A 17,027-nucleotide genomic window follows, 5' to 3' on the forward strand; every position below is an offset into this window, starting at 1 on the left:
TGTCGATTTTTAAAGATTGATTGATACTATAAAGACGACACTATACACAAAATGTTACAATTATGAATCTGATGTATCTTCTGTATCCTCAGTCGTAGCGGTTTCTTCCTCCTCTACTTTCTGGCTTTCTGTAATTGCCATTCTGAGTTTACGTAACTTAGATTTCCACATATTTAAATCTTCCTTATGACGTGCAATGTTCTTATGAACCTCTGCTACCATAGGGTTATCATCTGCCACGTGCTGGAAAAAGCCTAGGTTATTCTCTAGCTGATTAATCTCTGCTTTTACCTCATCAATCTTCTTACGGATAAAGAAACGCTCTCTCTCAATAGCTGCTTCATCGTCAACCATAATACTCATACGGTTTTCATACTTGATAAGCTCTGCTTCTTTCTTATCTATATCCAGTTGCTTGAAAAGACCATCAAGAACTTTATTAAAGTCTTGATCTATATTCTTCTTTGCATAAGGAACGCGACCTATAGCTTTCCAATCTTCTATAAAAGCCTTAATTGCTGCAAGATCTGCGGTGCGATCACCTGTCATCTTTGCATCCTTAATAGTCTTCATTAAAGCTTGCTTCTTTTCTAGGTTTTCTTGCTCACCAGCATTTGCTTGCTTCTTAGAATCCTTCATTCTATCAAAGAAGTGATTACACGCTTCTTTAAATTCTTTCCAGATCTTATCGCTATCCTTACGTGGTACGTGACCTACTTTTTTCCAGTCTGCTTGGATGCGTTTCATCACATCTAATGTTCCAGGAATGTCATCACTATCCTTGTGCTCTTGTGCTATTTTCACAAGTGCTTGTTTCTTTGCAAGGTTATCGTATTGCTCTTTCTTTTGAGATTTATAAAAATCATTCTTCTTGTGGTTGAATAATTTTGTTGCTTCTTTAAAAGAGGCCCATGTTTCCTCGTTATTCTCTTTAGGGACTTTACCAGCCTTAAAGAATTCATCACGTAAGGCTTCTACTTTTTTGATTTTGTCTTGCACCGTTTTGTGCGCCTTAATATCATCTTGAGCTACCTCTTTTATTTTTGCAATGATTTCATTTTTCTGTTCAAGATTTTGAACCCATACAGCCTCTACTTCTTTCTGTTTCTCATCACGTGCATCATGAATTTTCTTTGTTGCCACGCTAAATTTGTCCCAGATCTCATCACTATACTCACGTGCAACAGGACCTATCTCCTCTTTCCACATGCGGTGTAGTAATTGTAATTCTTTAAAGGCTTTATTGATATTAGGCTCTGCTCCTAGCTCTTCTGCTCTTTCTATAAGAAGTAATTTCTTATCAAGATTTTCTTTAAAGTGCTTATCGCGGAAATCACGATTTAAGTGCAACAACTCATAAAATGCATCAATATGGAAGTAGTAATCGTTCCACACGAGATTGTAACGATCTCTTGGGATGTTACCTGCATTATTCCAACGTTCTTGGATATCCTTAAATTTATTGAACGTAGTGTTTACACTCTCTGCACCTCCTAGTTCATTACGCAATGCTTTTACCTCTTCTATTAAGTCCTGACGTTCTCTAAGGTTTGCATTTTGATCTTTACGTTTGCGCTCATAAAACTCCTGACGCTTATTACGGTACTCGTAATACACCTCATTAAACTCCTTTTTAAGCGGTGAGAAAAATCTAAAATCAATAATATTTCCACCTTCGGCAAGAAATGCTTGTTTAGCCTCCTCTTGCGCTGCGTCAAACTGAGCATTAATCAAAGTATTAATTTCTTCTACCTGATCTTTAATATCTGTAACTCTTTCATTTTTGATCAGTAATTGCAGCTCTGCAATTAACTCCTCTTTTGAAAGAACGGTATAATCTTTTTTTGGTACTTCCTTTTTTTCTACAGGCGCCTCCTCAGTAACTGCTGTAGTTTCTGCAGGTGCAGCTTCTGTTGTGGCAGCAGCGTTTTCACTTACTTCCTCTGTAGATAGCTCAGTATCGTTAGCCTCGGCAGCGAGCGCTTCTATTTCTGCATTCATCGTGCGATCTGCGGCAGGAGCCGTTTCTTCTAGATGCTCTTCAATACTTGGATCTTGGGGTTTCTTCTCTTCAGACATTTCTTTCAATGTTAGGGTTCTATTTGAATATAGGTAAATATACTATTTAGCTGGCACATATGGGCATAATGCAGCTTTCTAGCTGTTCCATATTGACCATGAGGCCTCTGCTTGCAATTCTAGCATGCGCAAACCATTAATTATGGTCGCTCCTTGCTCGCCTGCATATCGTAAAAAAGAAGACTCTGCCGGATTATAAATCAAGTCAAATGCAACATGTGTTTCATTTAAAAATAAATATGGAATATCTGGAGATTCCTCTACATCCGGATAGGTGCCTAGCGGAGTTGTATTCACTATAAAAGTCTGGCTCTCGATGAGTTCTCTATCTAAATCTTCGTAGGTTATTGTTGATTCTTTACGCTTTCGCGAAACAAAAACACATTGAACACCTAGCTGTTTCATTGCATAGTGTACCGCCTTTGATGCTCCTCCTGTTCCTAAAATAAGGCATTTTAAATCTCTACTTTTAAAGCTTGGCGTGCCAAAATCTACAAAAAGAGAGTCTCCAAAGTGCTCTAATAATGTATCTCTAAAACCGATAAAGTCAGTATTGTAGCCAGTTAACGTTCCGTCGCTTTCAACTTTTATGGTGTTTACAGCTCCAATAGCTTCGGCATCTACATTAAGATTATCCACGAGTGGTATTACATCCTGTTTGTATGGGATGGTTACATTATATCCTTTCGCGTAAGCGGGAGAAAAAAGATCTTTTAAAGCCTCTTTCTCAGGAACATCAAAATTCACATATGTTGCCGCTATCTCGAGCTTATCAAACTTATTTTTAAAATACCCTCTAGAAAATGAGTATCCTATATCTTTTCCTATTAGTCCGTATTTATCCACGAGCTCTTGTTCTTGTTCCATATTTACCTAATGCCACGACCATAAAAATGCCGGTGAGAATAAAAAATACCGCGAGTACATTTTCCATATTAATATCTGTAGGCATGTAGCGATCGTAATTATCTAATATGGGGCTGCCGTTTCTATCTATCGCTATCTCTCCTATTTCATTTCTTTTGAAAACTTCTAGTTTCCAGGGCCAAACAACGCCAAGAGAACCTATAATAAAGCCTAGAATTGCAGCATTAGTCGCCCATCTAAATTTCTTAAGCAAGTAACTTAAAAAGTGAGATAAAGTTACTAAACCGGTAAGTGAGCCTAGCGAAAAAACGACAAGTACCGTAAGTAAGCGCATGTGCTCTGGATCATCAATGAATGAAAAATCACCTCCAAAAACACTCGTCATCGTCACAAAAAGTGCATTTACGGCATCTACAAGAAGTAGCACATAATTACCTAGAAGTATAAGAATAAATGAGCCTGAGAGTCCTGGCAATGTCATACCAGAAACGCCAATAATCCCACATATAAATACAAAAAACAGGTTGTCATTTTCTTGAGCTGGCTCCATAAGACTTATAGCAACTCCAAATATAATTCCCGCAACAAGCATCATGATGTTACGTCTAGTCCACTCTTCAAAATCCTTTGCGATATAATAAATGGAACCTATAATCATCCCAAAAAAAGCGCTCCAAACGAGTAAAGGATAATTGCGAATGGCGATATCTAATAATAGCGATACGCTAAAATAGCTGATAAGCATACCAAGTATAAGTAGCCCTAAAAACTTCCCATTTATATACCTCCAGAAACTATTGAACCTACCACTAAATAGCAATTTCAATGCTTTACCATTAACTTTTTGAAGTGAGTAAATAAACTCTTCATAAAAACCTGCTACATATGCGACTACACCTCCAGAAACTCCAGGCACCTTATTTGCGGCACCCATAGCCAGCCCTTTAAGGACTAGCCAGACTTTATCAGAAAGTGATCTAGTCTCAGTCTGCATATACATTTTTTTTAACCGCAGCTCTTTCTAGTAGTAAGATTAGTGCAAAACCAATTACGGCAAATACAACCGCATACAGCACCTGAGGATTACCATCAAAAGAAGATGGTAAAATACTTACAGCCTCTACAGGAACCTCTTCTCCGTGTCTATCTATTCGAGTAGATAGCACTTCCTTCCAAGGCCATATTTTATTGAGCGAACCAATCATAAAGCCAGTAAGTACAGCTAGCGTGATTTGCTTTTTATGTTCAAACATCCATTTAAGCACTTTTGAAAATAACTTGAGCCCAACAATACAACCCATTCCAAAAAGAAAAATTTTAAATATTGCAGCTCGTAGTAGTGCCCAATCCTTTGCTAACAAAGCATCTTGAGCATCTGTAATGGTTCCTAGCACCATTCCATACGAACCTAACAGCACTAATATAAATGAACCAGAAACTCCAGGAAGTATCATTGCTATAATAGCAATACAGCCAGAAAGGAAATAAAACCACCATACGTTTGGCGCTTCAGAAGGTGCGGCAATGGTTATGAAGTAAGCTACAGCTACTCCTAGAATTAGTGCTACAATTACTGTGGGATTCCACTTAGTGATTTGTTTACCTATGTACAAAATACTAGCGAGTACTAAGCCAAAAAAGAATGACCATACTATTATAGGGTACACTTCTAGTAAATATTTAAAAACGCGTGCTAGTGATAAGATACTGATGGCAACACCAAGAAAAAGGCTTCCTAGAAATTTAAGATTATACTGCTCGATAGCTGCTTTGATTCCTTCTTTCTTCCACACTTTAAGAACACCAAAATCTAACTTATCAATCGTTTCAATAAGTTCTTGATAGATTCCAGATATAAATGCGATAGTTCCTCCAGATACTCCTGGAACAACATCTGCCGCTCCCATGGCCATACCTTTTAGTATTACAAATAAATAGGAAGCTGATGGTTTCGGCATAGGGTTCGTTTTTCGAGTCAAGCTAAAATACTAGCTTTCACAATAAGCACCTACATTTAATCAAGATTTTAGAATAGTATTAACCTAAGTACTGCTGTACTAGCTCAAGCACTTCTTTTTTACTTGCAGCATAAGGGAATAGTTCGCCTAAGATAATAGAGAATTCCGGTTCTATCTTTAAACCGTTAATTAAAAAATAACGTCCTTGGATATCATTACCATTACTATAGTTAAGACCTGCAAGTCTAAAAGCAATCTCTGCGCTTTCTGGATAAAACTCCATTGCTTGGGTGAGATTTGTAATGGAGGCATCTGGCTCTCCTAATTGCACAAGAATATCACTTCTCTGTAACCATGTCTCAAGCTCGTAGTTACCAAGTTCTAAGGTGCGACGATATCCTTCTTCTGCGGCTTCAAGAAACTTAAGCTTATGATTAATGGTAGCATAGCGTTTCCAGTACAACACATTATCGCTATCAATATTTATTGCCTTATTTATAAAAAACAATGCCTTTTGATAATCTAGTCTCTTTTGATAAAAATCTGTAATTGCCATCCACCCATTATCTAGTAATGGATCTTCATGTACACAACGTTCAAAGTGCTTTATCGCAAGCTCATCGCTTCCTAGCTTATCATAACATTTACCCATACGTAGTAACGCAAATGAAGTAGGATCTTCTAGTTCTAGTGTGATTTGATAATTTTCGAGCGCTTCATTATAACGCCCTAGCTTTTCTAATACTTTTCCTTTTTCAAGATAAGCACCTACAAAACGATCATCACTAATGATTGCAAACTCATAAGACGACAATGCCTTCTCATAATTCTTAAGTCCAAAGTATTGCTTCCCTATTTGATGCCACGCTACTTCACAATACGGATTATTATCTAAAAACATATTTAGATAATCTATCGCCCCCTCATGCTCTTCTAGAAAATCAAAACAATAAATCACATTATATAATGCGCTGTAATCTTGATCATCAACCTCAAGGCACTTCATGAAGTTAAGCTTTGCATTCTGGAAGTCTTCTAAAAATAAATATTCCATCCCTATCAGAGAGTATACATCTGCAGGGTCGTCAGTAAGGTCTATAGCTTGTTCAAGCAGATGGATTGCCTTTTCATGGTCGTCCTGCTTACTGTAAATATTTGCTTTTTGAATATAAACTTCTTCGTTATGAGGGTCTAGCAAGTGCAGCTCTGTAAGAATAGCATCTGCTTTATCAAATTTATTTTCAAAAATGAACAGTTCGGCTTTAAAGAGTCTCAAATTTGAAGACGTAGGATGCTGGTCTAGACCTAACTTGACAGCTTTTCGCGCAAGCGCAATCTTACCACTTTCAATATAATGATTTGCAATATCCTCAAATTCCTCAGCATCAAAGAATATCACATCATTAGTCTTTAACATAGACTCAAAGCGCGTAAGCGATATACTATTTCCTTCTTGTCCAAAATCCATAAACGACATTTTTGAATTACACTTTATATAAATGTAATAATACTTATGAGTACTGTTGAAAAACTAAGACTTAGTTGTCAACATAGTAATGAACAGCCAATAACCGAGCCAAATACAATATGTGACAAAATGTATGTCACAACGCTGAAAATCAATTATTAATACAGAATACTACTACTAGCTAACCATATTATGGTTAATGTTTTAAAATCAGTAATTTTCAATATTACAAATAACGAGCATTATCAATCATGAGAAAATTACGTTACAAAGAGACGCAGCCATTTTATCTAATTGCGATTATATGCGCGATTTCTATCGCTCTTATAGCCTTTTTCATCATCGAACAATGGATTGATAATGATACCGTTCCCTATATGCTAATTGCTTGCTGTTTTCTTTTTATTGTCATTCTCATATTATTTTACAAGCTAGAAATCATCATTACAAGTCAGTATGCTATTGCTAGTTTTGGGGTAGGGCTGCTTTATAAAAAGATTGCTATTAATGACCTAGATATCACCACAGCGAGAGGTGTCAAGATACCTTGGTATTGGGGCATAGGTATCAGGTTTACTCCTGAGGGAACTTTATATAACACTCATACTGGAGGCAATCTCCATATTAAAACTAAAAATAAAAAGAATGAGTTTTTTGTAAGCACTAGCAATGCTCCATCAATAATAACCGCTCTAAGAGAAGCTCAAAACTCTAGTAGTACTTAGACTTTCCTAAGTAAGCTTTTATAATTTCGTTCCACTCTTTACTTATGCGAGCTGCGGTTGTGTATGGAATTTTATACAACGCCTCATAATCTGTATATCCAGTTTTGAGAAGTTCTTCGAGATAAAACCATGTAGCATTTACGTCACCTTCCCTTGCACTTAAGGATATTGATTGAATAAATGCATCCTGATTATTTGGATTTACAAGTGATCTCAATACGTTTGCAAATAGCAATTGCTCAATCTTAGTATCCTTACGCTGTAAAATTTTATACTGTAATTCAACCTCAGATTGTACAAATCTCTTTAAACGCATAGCCGACTTGCGTTTTATCATTGCATTATCTGTACTGTCTATTTGTATATCAAGTTCGTCCATCTGGTAACTCCACCATCCTAGATTATTAAAGTAGCTATTACTCATATCCTCTCGGATATTATATTGAAACTCCTCTGCCATGAGATCTTCTCCATAGCTGAACATAGCATATATATCGCGATCTGATCTATAATTCTTAAGTCGCTTGATGTTATCCAAAAGCTCTTTTTGCTCGTCGATGTCAAGGCGCTTTTTATATTTATCTTTAAGCGTGGATACAAAATCATAAGCATCTAGACCTTCTTGCTTTCGGTACATTGTTTTACCGAAAGCAATATCACTATTATAATATGATTGAAGTTTCTCATCACTCGTAGTTTCATCTATCAAAATAGCAGTCAGCGCTTCTGCGATGTAGCCTGCACTAGGCCAGACTATACCATCATAAGTGTGATAACTTACGAGATTCTTTCTCAGCCCATAATTACGGCTGTAAGACCTCAACTTGTAATACTGCCTACCTTCATCTGGAGATAGCAATGCTATTTTAAGATTCTCATTACTACGAAGACTTTTTTTATCTAAAAATGCATTTCCTATTGCGATGACTCCATAAATAGATGTATCCGCTTGTGCTTGTGCTGTAACAATAAGACCATCTCTTCCATATCCAGATAAGATAATTTTATCCTTATTAACAGCATACGTTTGAGATAGCTTTTCTATAAATTCTTTACTTTGATCAATGGCTACAGAAAGGGTATCATTTAACCTGTAGTTTGGACTAGCCACAATACTCTCAGTTAATCCCGCACCTATAGAAAACTGCTGTACCGCACTAGCTCCTCGCCCTAGTTCATCATAAATCACAACTACAGGATACGTAGCTGTATCCGTATAATTTGCTGGTAAAAACAAAGAATAATCATTTGTTGCATTATCAAAAGTTACCTGTGGGATAACTACCCCTTTTATAGGTGTAGATTGTGCAACTGCAAGTGATGAAATAAACAAGAATATGTAAAAGTACCGCATAGCGTTTTTTTGATGAGTCTAGCAGGTATCAAAAACCGTGCACAAATAAAGGTAGCACAAAAACAATATTTTTGAGGCACCGATTGTGCAAAATTTATTTCTGTATTTTTAAGGAATTAAACCAATCCAAATGAAATACAAAATTCTAGTTGTAAGTGTTTTAGTACTCGCTTTCGCGAAAGCGTTATCGCCTCAACTACACGCACAAGAGTACTTTATAGGAAAGTACGCACCTTTTGACGCGGCAATCCCGTCTCCGGCACAATATCTTGGTTATGAAATAGGTGAGCAACACACGCGCCACGATCAGATAGTCTCCTATTTTGAAAAACTAGCCGAATTATCACCTAGAGTAACCATAAGCGAGTACGGAAGAACACACGAAAACCGCAAACTTGTGATGCTTACCGTCTCAAACATCAAAAATCAAGAGAACTTACCTGCCCTAAAAAAACAACACCTCGCCTTTGTAGATACCAAGCAACGTGCGACCAATTATGATGATATTCCCGTTTTTATACAGCTAGGTTATAATGTACATGGTAATGAGCCATCCAGCTCTGAGGCGGCGTTACTTACCGCATACACGCTCGTTGCATCACAGCATCCAGAAATAGAAAAATATAGAAATAACAGTATCATATTTATAGATCCTACCATAAATCCAGATGGTCGTGATCGCCATACACAGTGGGCAAATAGCTATAAAGGCACTCCGCTGGTTTCTGACAATATAGACGCAGAGCATACAGAAATGTGGCCACGAGGACGTACTAACCACTACTGGTTTGACCTAAACCGTGACTGGCTCCTTGCGATAAATCCAGAAAGTCGTGGTAAATTAGATTGGTATCACGAGTGGTACCCAAATGTAGTTACAGATTTCCACGAGATGGGAACAAACAGCAGTCACTTTTTTGAGCCTATGTTACCTATTGGGAGTATGGATCCTATTATGCCCAAGGAAAACTATGAAGACCTCAACAACCTTTTTGCTCCTTACTTTTCAAGTGCGCTTGATGAGATAGGTAGTTTTTATTTTACAAAGGAATCTTTTGACGGCACCTACCCTGGTTATGGATCGTCATATCCGGATCTTCAGGGAGCACTGGCACTTCTTTTTGAACAAGCAAGTAGTCGCGGGCATCTTCAAGACACAGATTTCGGAACTATAAGTTTCCCTTTTACCATTAGAAATCAGTACACCTCTGGGATGGCTACTGTAAAGGCCGCAGTAGAGAATAAAGGGACTTTGCGCAAATACCAGCAAGATTTTTTTAAGTCCGCTTTCGCGAAAGCAAAAACAGATCAAGCCGCCGCTTATGAGTTTGGAGATCCTTATGACGCAAATAGAACCAAGGCTTTTATAGATAAGCTACTTAAGCATCGCATTAAGTTATATGATAAAGGTGATGGACGTTATGTAGTACCTACACAACAAGCACAAAAAAGAATGGTGCAGTCTTTCTTTGAAACTTATAAAACATACAGAGACAGTGTCTATTATGATGCAAGCGCATGGTCTGTGGGTAATTTTTACAATATGCGTTACAAAGGATTGTCTAGCACGCCGAACTTAGGCAGCGAAGTTACGTCTATAGATAATCTCACTAAAGTTCAAGCGGTAACACAAACAAATTACGCATACCTCATCGATTATGATGATTATAATGCGCCTGCTTTGCTTGCCTATTTGCAACGTGAAGGTCTAACGGTGGCGACAGCGTTTAAACCTTTTACTGCAAAAACAACAAGCGGTAATCATGACTTCAACTACGGAACACTAATGCTGCCTGTAAGTCGTCAAGAAAAAACTTCAGAAGAAGTGTATCGTATTATTACATCTGGACAACAGCAATTCCAAGTTCCTATCTATGCGGCAAATACTGGCTTTAGCATCAAAGGAATTGACTTAGGTAGTCAGAATTTTCAAAAAGTGGATACTCCTAAAGCGCTTATGATTATAGGAGATGGGACAAGCTCGTACGAAGCTGGTGAGATATGGCATTTACTTGATACACGTGTCCACATGCCTATTACAAAGGTGATGAGTAATAACCTTAACAGAGTAGATTTAAGCAAGTACAACACAGTAGTAATGGTTTCTGGAAGCTACGGGGATTTATCAAAGCGATTTCAGGAAAATCTAACTTCATGGGTTTCACAAGGAAACACATTGATTACTTCTGGAACTGCTAGCAGCTGGGCTATCAAATCAAAAATAGCTACAGGAAAACTTACTAAAGAAGCCAAGAAAGATTCTACAAAAACTATTGAGCGAGAGCCCTATGTAAATCAAAGACCTAATCGCGGGAAAGAGCGCCTAGGTGGAGCTATTTTTGAAGTAGACCTAGACCTCACCCACCCACTAGCTTTTGGATACAGATATGACAAGCTACCTGTATATAAAAACAACAATGTCTGGTTACAACCTAGCAAGAACGAGTATAACACTGTTGCACAATATTCGGCAACGCCACATATTGATGGTTATATTTCTGACAAAAACCTCAATGATTTTATGAAAAAGAGCGCATCTATTGTGGTCTCTCCTAAAGGACGAGGACGCATAGTGATGTTTGCAGATAATCCTAACTTTAGAGGAAGCTGTTATGGAACAAATAAGCTATTCTTAAACGCAATCTTTTTTGGGAGTCTCATTGATTAATTGCTAGCGCAAGGTTTATTAATGAGATGTGTTTTTTATGCTTTCGCGAAAGCGGGATGTTAAAAATCACAATAAGCTGCTACAAGAAACGTTTAGTTAAGATTACTCTTACAGAAAATTAATATTCTCAAACGCAACCTTTTACATAGATTTGCATCTATAGTTTATAACTAACATTATCCCAAGATGCAAGTAGAAATAAAAAACAAACCTATTCTCATTGTTTCAGTAATCGTTCTCTCATTATGTGCGTTATTTTTCTTCTTTCTATAAGAACTTAAAGTAACCACCTAATTAAAATAAAAAAGCCCAATACTCATTCGAGTATTGGGCTTTTTTGTTGCTAACTGTGAGTACTTATGATCTCACTAGTTTTTTATACTTGATACGCTTAGGCATTAGATCTCCACCTAATCTCTTCTTCTTATTCTCTTCATATTCAGAGAATCCTCCTTCAAAGAAATACACTTGGCTATCTCCCTCAAAAGCAAGAATGTGTGTACAGATACGATCTAAGAACCAACGGTCGTGACTAATTACTACGGCACATCCTGCAAAGTTCTCTAGTCCTTCTTCTAGCGCTCGTAATGTGTTTACATCAAGGTCGTTTGTAGGCTCATCCAGTAACAGTACATTTCCTTCTTCTCTTAGTGTCATAGCAAGGTGTAAACGGTTGCGCTCACCACCAGATAGTGTTGCCACTTTCTTATTTTGCTCACTTCCTGAGAAGTTAAATCTACTTAAATACGCTCTAGAATTTACTTCCTTCCCTCCCATCATGACAAGCTCTTGCTCGTCTGAGAAGTTTTGCCAGATGGTTTTATCTGGATCTATGTTACTGTGACTCTGATCTACATATGCAATTTGAGCAGTCTCTCCTACCGTAAAGTTTCCTTTATCTGGAGCTTCCTCACCCATGATCATTTTAAAGATAGTAGTCTTACCAGCTCCGTTAGGTCCTATCACCCCTACAATACCAGCTTGTGGTAAATTGAAGTTTAAATCTTCATACAGTAATTTATCACCAAAGGCTTTACTCACTCCCGATGCCTCAATTACATTCGTACCAAGACGTGGCCCGTTAGGGATGTAGATTTCTACTTTTTCATCTACTTGCTTCTGGTCTTGACTCATCATTTTGTCATAGTTCTGTAGACGCGCTTTTTGTTTAGTCTGGCGACCTTTTGCTCCTTGACGTACCCAGTCAAGCTCACGCTCTAAAGTTTTTTGACGTTTTGAAGCTGTTTTACTTTCTTGTGCCATACGCTTAGACTTCTGATCTAACCAAGAAGAGTAATTCCCTTTCCAAGGAATTCCTTCTCCTCTATCTAGCTCAAGAATCCATCCTGCTACGTTATCAAGGAAGTAACGGTCGTGCGTTACAGCAATTACCGTTCCTTTGTATTGCGCTAAGTGATGCTCTAACCAGTGCACAGACTCTGCATCAAGGTGGTTAGTAGGCTCATCCAGCAACAATACATCTGGTTCTTGTAATAACAATCTACATAAAGCAACGCGACGCTTCTCTCCACCAGAAAGTACACCCACTTTTTGATCTGCTGGAGGCGTACGTAGTGCATCCATTGCGATCTCTAGTTTAGTGTCTAGTTCCCATGCTCCACGTGCATCAATCTCATCTTGTAAGACAGCCTGGCGTGCCATAAGCTTATCCATCTTATCGGCATCAGAATATACTTCTTCTAGGCCAAAAGAGTCGTTAATCTTATTGTACTCATCAAGAATAGCAACCGTTTCGGCAGCTCCTTCTTTTACAATCTCAAGTACTGTTTTTTCTGGATCAAGTTGAGGCTCTTGCTCAAGGTATCCTACAGAAAATTCTTTGTCTGAAGTTACGTCTCCTTGAAAGTTGGTATCTAATCCTGCGATGATTTTCATCAAGGTAGATTTACCCGAACCGTTAAGACCTAAAATTCCAATTTTAGCTCCATAAAAAAAGCTTAAATATATCTTCTTAAGTACTGGTGTTTGTGCGCCTGGAAAGGTTTTTGTAACCCCAGACATTGTAAATATTATTTTTTTATCGTCGCTCATAGTTTGGCTTTAGGCTAGTTGTTTTTGAATATGGTTACGCTTTCGCTAAAACGGATTGCTTATCATATTCTTCATTATTATAATAACACGCTATTATGCAAAGGTAATTAGTTACTTAATTATCCCTTAGCATTAATTGGAATATTATGCTGTGTTAATTGTCTGAGCATTTCTGGGATATCAGCAGGCTCTAAGTACAAGTTCTTTATTTCCTTATTCTTCAATCTTAAAATCAGAGATCTATGTCCCGTAAAAGCTGTTTTATCTTGAACGTAAACAATTTCTGAAAGGCTGATCTCTTTCTGCCATGAATTGCGAAAAATACTTGAAACACTAAGCACTAAAAGTAGGCCACCTAACAATCCTGTTATAATAGTGAGAATATCAACATCAGTATTATTGAAGCTTTTGTAAGCAATTATTAAAAAAAACAGCGAAGTAGATAAAGTACTAAAGAGCAATAATTTATCCATGTGCTTATCGTTAATGGATATGCTTTCTTCTTTGAGTTTTATATTTTCTAATGTATTTGCCATAAGTCGTTTAAAGCACTAATTTACAAATCTCCTTCTAAAACTGCACGCATCGCTTTTGCTTTAAGCAAGCATTCTTCGTACTCACTATCTGGATCTGATCCTGCGGTGATGGCTCCACCTACGGAGTATGAGATATATTCATTTTCTGCATTGTATAGAATACTACGTATTACCACATTAAAATCAAAATCGCCATCTGGCGTAAAGTAACCTACAGCGCCGCTATACAAGCCACGTTTTGACTCCTCTAGTGACTCAATAATTTGCATCGCTCTCAACTTTGGAGCGCCTGTCATGCTTCCCATTGGGAAGGTACTTCTAATCGCATCTACCGGAGAAATACCAAGACTAAGCGTCGAGGTTACCGTAGAAATCATTTGGTGCACTTGTTTAAAAGGATAAACTTCGCATAGCTCTTCTACAATTACAGATCCTTTTTGGGCGGTTTTTGATAGGTCATTTCTTACCAAATCTACAATCATGATATTTTCAGAACGCTCTTTTGAGTTTTCTTGTAACGCTTTCGCGAAAGCGGTATCCTCCTTTTCATCCACCCCACGCTTTGCAGTTCCTTTAATGGGTTGTGTGACAATCTTACTCCCTATTTTCTTAATATATCGCTCCGGAGAAGCCGAAAGCAGGAACTGATCCTCAAGCTTGACATAGGTGCCAAAAGGTGGCGAACTAATAGCATTAAGGCGTTTATATATTTCTAATGGGTTTATAGTTCCCAGCGCATAAAATTCTTGGCACAGATTTGCCTCATAAATATCACCGCGATAAATATGCTGCAACATGCTGCGCACTTTTTCCTTGTATGCTTCCTTATGGATCTTAAGTTTTATGGATAATGGTTGCGCTTTAAATTCGATTTCTGCAGATTGAGTTGCCAGTATCTCCTCATAATCCTCCTCCATCTCATCATCTACCATCCCGAGATATAACATCTCAAGTGTGTTTCCTTTGAGTAAGAACAATTTTTTAGGTTGGAAAAAATGAAGATCTGCAAAGTCTAGCTTATCATCATTTTTTGAGGTTAAGCGTTCTGTGTCATTCTTAAGGTCATAACTTAAATAGCCAAATATCCAATCCTTTATCGTACTTTGATACTCCTCCAGCTGGTCAAAAGCGCCTTGATAATCTGTCTTTAAACTAGTAAAAGCATCTACTGCTAAGATGGCTTCATACTCAGGATAATTCTGACGTTCATAGCTATTACTGTCAAGCCAGACAACCTCTTCATATTGTTGAGACCACGATAACAACTGCTCCTTAAGCGTTGCTATATCACTAATAGAAATAATTTTTGAAGTCCGATTCATTACTGTAAAAATACATAAGAATCTGCCGCTATTAAATTGATGTTAAAAAACAATTATTAAGTAATTTGCGCATAATCCTATCGACCTACTAGGCTTATAACAAATCTAACTACTAACACACTGATATTATGGTGTCAAAAACACTACAGACCACTTATAGAGAACGCCTTTTTAGACATCTAGATGGTATTGTGACAGCGCCATCTGCGTTTTCACTATATAAAAATGGAGTAACCGACTTTATTTTGCAAGAAAAAGAAGTGAGCCTAACTGCTTTGAGTAACACATTTACCGTAAACGAAGGCTATTTAAATGTGGCATTGCGTGTACTTGCATCACAGGGATGGATTGAGCAAATTGTAAATAATGAGCACAATGAAGTGGTTTATAAGGTAAACGAATTATCGCCTATTGCATTTGCACTATTTCCTCTTTATGAGGATGTGACAGCATTGCAACAGCTATCTGAGAATTATCATTTTAGAAAATTTGAAGCAGCTCCATTTAAGAAACTTCAAGATATTTTTGAGAAATACAAAGAAGCCTATGGTCTCACCTTGTCTTCAAATACGGAGGAGCGCGAAGTGCAAGAACAAATACTTGCACATATAGAAGGAAATATTCTAGGTCCTACTCTTGTGCACTTATCAATGAATGGTGCCTTTCATAAATACTTTATGCAAGCCAGCTTTAAGCCTGAAGAGTTTCACGCAGACGGGGAAAATTTTAAAAAGCTTCTTGACATACTCTCGTATTTTGAGCTTTTTAATAAAAAAGGACAGACGTATCAATTTACAGACAAAGGACTATTCTTTGCAAAAAGAGCAAGCTCTTACGGAGTGACTGTATCGTACATACCAACATTACGCAAACTTGATAATCTTATTTTTGGCGATGCACTTAGTGCAAAAAACCATGGCGATGGCGAACAAGAAGGCCATGTAGATAGAGCTATGAACGTCTGGGGAAGTGGTGGAGCACATGCTACCTATTTTAAAGTGGTAGATACCATCATCTTAGACATATTTAATAAACCACTAGATGAACAACCTAAAGGTATTCTCGATATGGGCTGTGGTAATGGTGCATTTTTAATTCACTTATATAACCTCATTGAGCGTCATACTTTGCGAGGCAAGCATCTAGATGAGTATCCACTCATCCTTGTAGGTGCAGATTATAACCAAGCTGCCATAGATATTACTAAGCAAAACGTCATACAGTCTGAAATCTGGGCAAAAGTAATGTGGGGAGATATAGGTGATCCAGAAAGACTAGCGACAGATTTACAAGAGGAGTATGATATAACACTAGGAGATCTTCTAAATGTACGTTCCTTCTTAGACCACAATCGTGTATGGAAAGCACCAGAGAAAAAGCTTGAGCATGCGAGTACCTCAACGGGAGCATTTTCTTATGAAGGGAAACGATTATCTAACAATGACGTGGAGGCATCTCTTGCGGCTCACTTTAGTAAGTGGTCGCCTTATGTAGGTAAACATGGTTTATTACTTATAGAATTACACAGTATCCCACCAGCAGTAGCTGCTCGTAATATAGGGCGTACTGCGGTTACGGCTTATGATGCTACACACGGATATTCTGATCAATATATTGTAGAAGTGCCAGTATTTCATGATACACTTGCCGCTATTGGAATGAAAAGAGATGAAACCTTAAGTGCTAAGTTTCCAAATACAGAAGCAGCTACGGTAACGGTAAATCTTTTTAGACAATAGTTTCTTTTATCTTTGCAGCTTATGGAAGAGAAAAAAGCACAACCTAACAATCCGCTGCACGGTGTGAAGCTTGCAGATATACTTGAATTTCTAGTTGAAAAATATGGCTGGAAGGAGATGAGTTTGCAGGTAGATATTAATTGCTTTAAAAAAGATCCTACCATAAAATCTAGCTTAAAGTTTTTAAGAAGAACTCCATGGGCAAGGGAGAAAGTGGAGTATTTATACTTACAATCTATATAAAGAAATAGCGCACTGC

The 17,027-nt window shown here is 37.6% G+C and carries 13 protein-coding genes; 4 read left to right on the top strand and 9 right to left on the bottom strand.

Annotation, left to right across the window (positions count from 1 at the left end):
• Positions 1 to 60 precede the first annotated feature (60 nt).
• The 5 genes from ACJJVU_RS12405 to ACJJVU_RS12425 form a co-directional block, all read right to left on the bottom strand.
• Positions 61 to 2,079: a DUF349 domain-containing protein gene (locus ACJJVU_RS12405; protein WP_405227517.1), complete on the bottom strand. Its 2,019-nt coding sequence runs from the start codon at positions 2,077 to 2,079 to the stop codon at positions 61 to 63.
• 78 nt (positions 2,080 to 2,157) lie between these two features.
• Positions 2,158 to 2,946 (bottom strand): shikimate dehydrogenase family protein, encoded by a 789-nt coding sequence (locus ACJJVU_RS12410; protein ID WP_379953037.1) that lies wholly within the window; start codon positions 2,944 to 2,946, stop codon positions 2,158 to 2,160.
• Positions 2,918 to 3,940, bottom strand: a complete 1,023-nt coding sequence (locus ACJJVU_RS12415) for a DUF368 domain-containing protein (protein ID WP_405225943.1) — start codon at positions 3,938 to 3,940, stop codon at positions 2,918 to 2,920. Before ACJJVU_RS12415 ends, ACJJVU_RS12410 begins: the two co-directional genes overlap by 29 nt.
• Positions 3,930 to 4,904 carry a DUF368 domain-containing protein gene (locus tag ACJJVU_RS12420; protein WP_405225946.1) on the bottom strand — a complete coding sequence of 325 codons (975 nt, stop codon included), beginning with the start codon at positions 4,902 to 4,904 and terminating at the stop codon, positions 3,930 to 3,932. The genes ACJJVU_RS12415 and ACJJVU_RS12420 overlap by 11 nt, the downstream gene beginning before the upstream one ends.
• A 79-nt stretch (positions 4,905 to 4,983) precedes the next feature.
• Positions 4,984 to 6,372 carry a tetratricopeptide repeat protein gene (locus ACJJVU_RS12425; RefSeq protein ID WP_013749724.1) on the bottom strand — a complete coding sequence of 463 codons (1,389 nt, stop codon included), beginning with the start codon at positions 6,370 to 6,372 and terminating at the stop codon, positions 4,984 to 4,986.
• A 251-nt stretch (positions 6,373 to 6,623) separates the two neighbouring features.
• On the opposite strand from ACJJVU_RS12425, the gene ACJJVU_RS12430 reads away from it, so the two are divergent.
• Positions 6,624 to 7,097, top strand: a complete 474-nt coding sequence (locus tag ACJJVU_RS12430; protein ID WP_405225951.1) for a hypothetical protein — start codon at positions 6,624 to 6,626, stop codon at positions 7,095 to 7,097.
• On the opposite strand, the gene ACJJVU_RS12435 is transcribed toward ACJJVU_RS12430, so the two are convergent.
• Positions 7,084 to 8,451 carry a hypothetical protein gene (locus ACJJVU_RS12435; RefSeq protein ID WP_405225954.1) on the bottom strand — a complete coding sequence of 456 codons (1,368 nt, stop codon included), beginning with the start codon at positions 8,449 to 8,451 and terminating at the stop codon, positions 7,084 to 7,086. The genes ACJJVU_RS12430 and ACJJVU_RS12435 overlap by 14 nt on opposite strands.
• Positions 8,452 to 8,581: 130 nt before the next feature.
• Between ACJJVU_RS12435 and ACJJVU_RS12440 the strand changes: the two genes are divergently transcribed.
• A complete protein-coding gene (locus ACJJVU_RS12440) occupies positions 8,582 to 11,119 on the top strand; it encodes a M14 family zinc carboxypeptidase (protein WP_405225957.1) in 2,538 nt (845 codons plus the stop codon).
• A gap of 357 nt (positions 11,120 to 11,476) precedes the next feature.
• Here ACJJVU_RS12440 and ettA read toward each other — a convergent pair whose 3' ends face one another.
• The 3 genes from ettA to pabB form a co-directional block, all read right to left on the bottom strand.
• A complete protein-coding gene (ettA, locus tag ACJJVU_RS12445; RefSeq protein WP_108878318.1) occupies positions 11,477 to 13,171 on the bottom strand; it encodes an energy-dependent translational throttle protein EttA in 1,695 nt (564 codons plus the stop codon).
• A 119-nt stretch (positions 13,172 to 13,290) separates the two neighbouring features.
• Positions 13,291 to 13,707, bottom strand: coding sequence for a hypothetical protein (locus ACJJVU_RS12450; protein WP_405225960.1), 417 nt, complete (start codon positions 13,705 to 13,707; stop codon positions 13,291 to 13,293).
• A 20-nt stretch (positions 13,708 to 13,727) separates the two neighbouring features.
• On the bottom strand, positions 13,728 to 15,029 hold the full coding sequence (pabB, locus tag ACJJVU_RS12455) for an aminodeoxychorismate synthase component I (RefSeq protein ID WP_405225963.1): 1,302 nt from the start codon (positions 15,027 to 15,029) through the stop codon (positions 13,728 to 13,730).
• A 128-nt stretch (positions 15,030 to 15,157) separates the two neighbouring features.
• On the opposite strand from pabB, the gene ACJJVU_RS12460 reads away from it, so the two are divergent.
• Together ACJJVU_RS12460 and ACJJVU_RS12465 are read left to right on the top strand one after the other, a co-directional pair.
• A complete protein-coding gene (locus tag ACJJVU_RS12460; protein ID WP_405225966.1) occupies positions 15,158 to 16,768 on the top strand; it encodes a class I SAM-dependent methyltransferase in 1,611 nt (536 codons plus the stop codon).
• Positions 16,769 to 16,789: 21 nt separating this feature from the next.
• Positions 16,790 to 17,011, top strand: a complete 222-nt coding sequence (locus tag ACJJVU_RS12465; protein ID WP_013749732.1) for a VF530 family DNA-binding protein — start codon at positions 16,790 to 16,792, stop codon at positions 17,009 to 17,011.
• Positions 17,012 to 17,027: the final 16 nt, after the last annotated feature.

It is taken from the genome of Dokdonia sp. Asnod1-B02, assembly GCF_045063955.1.
Taxonomy (GTDB): Bacteria; Bacteroidota; Bacteroidia; order Flavobacteriales; family Flavobacteriaceae; genus Dokdonia.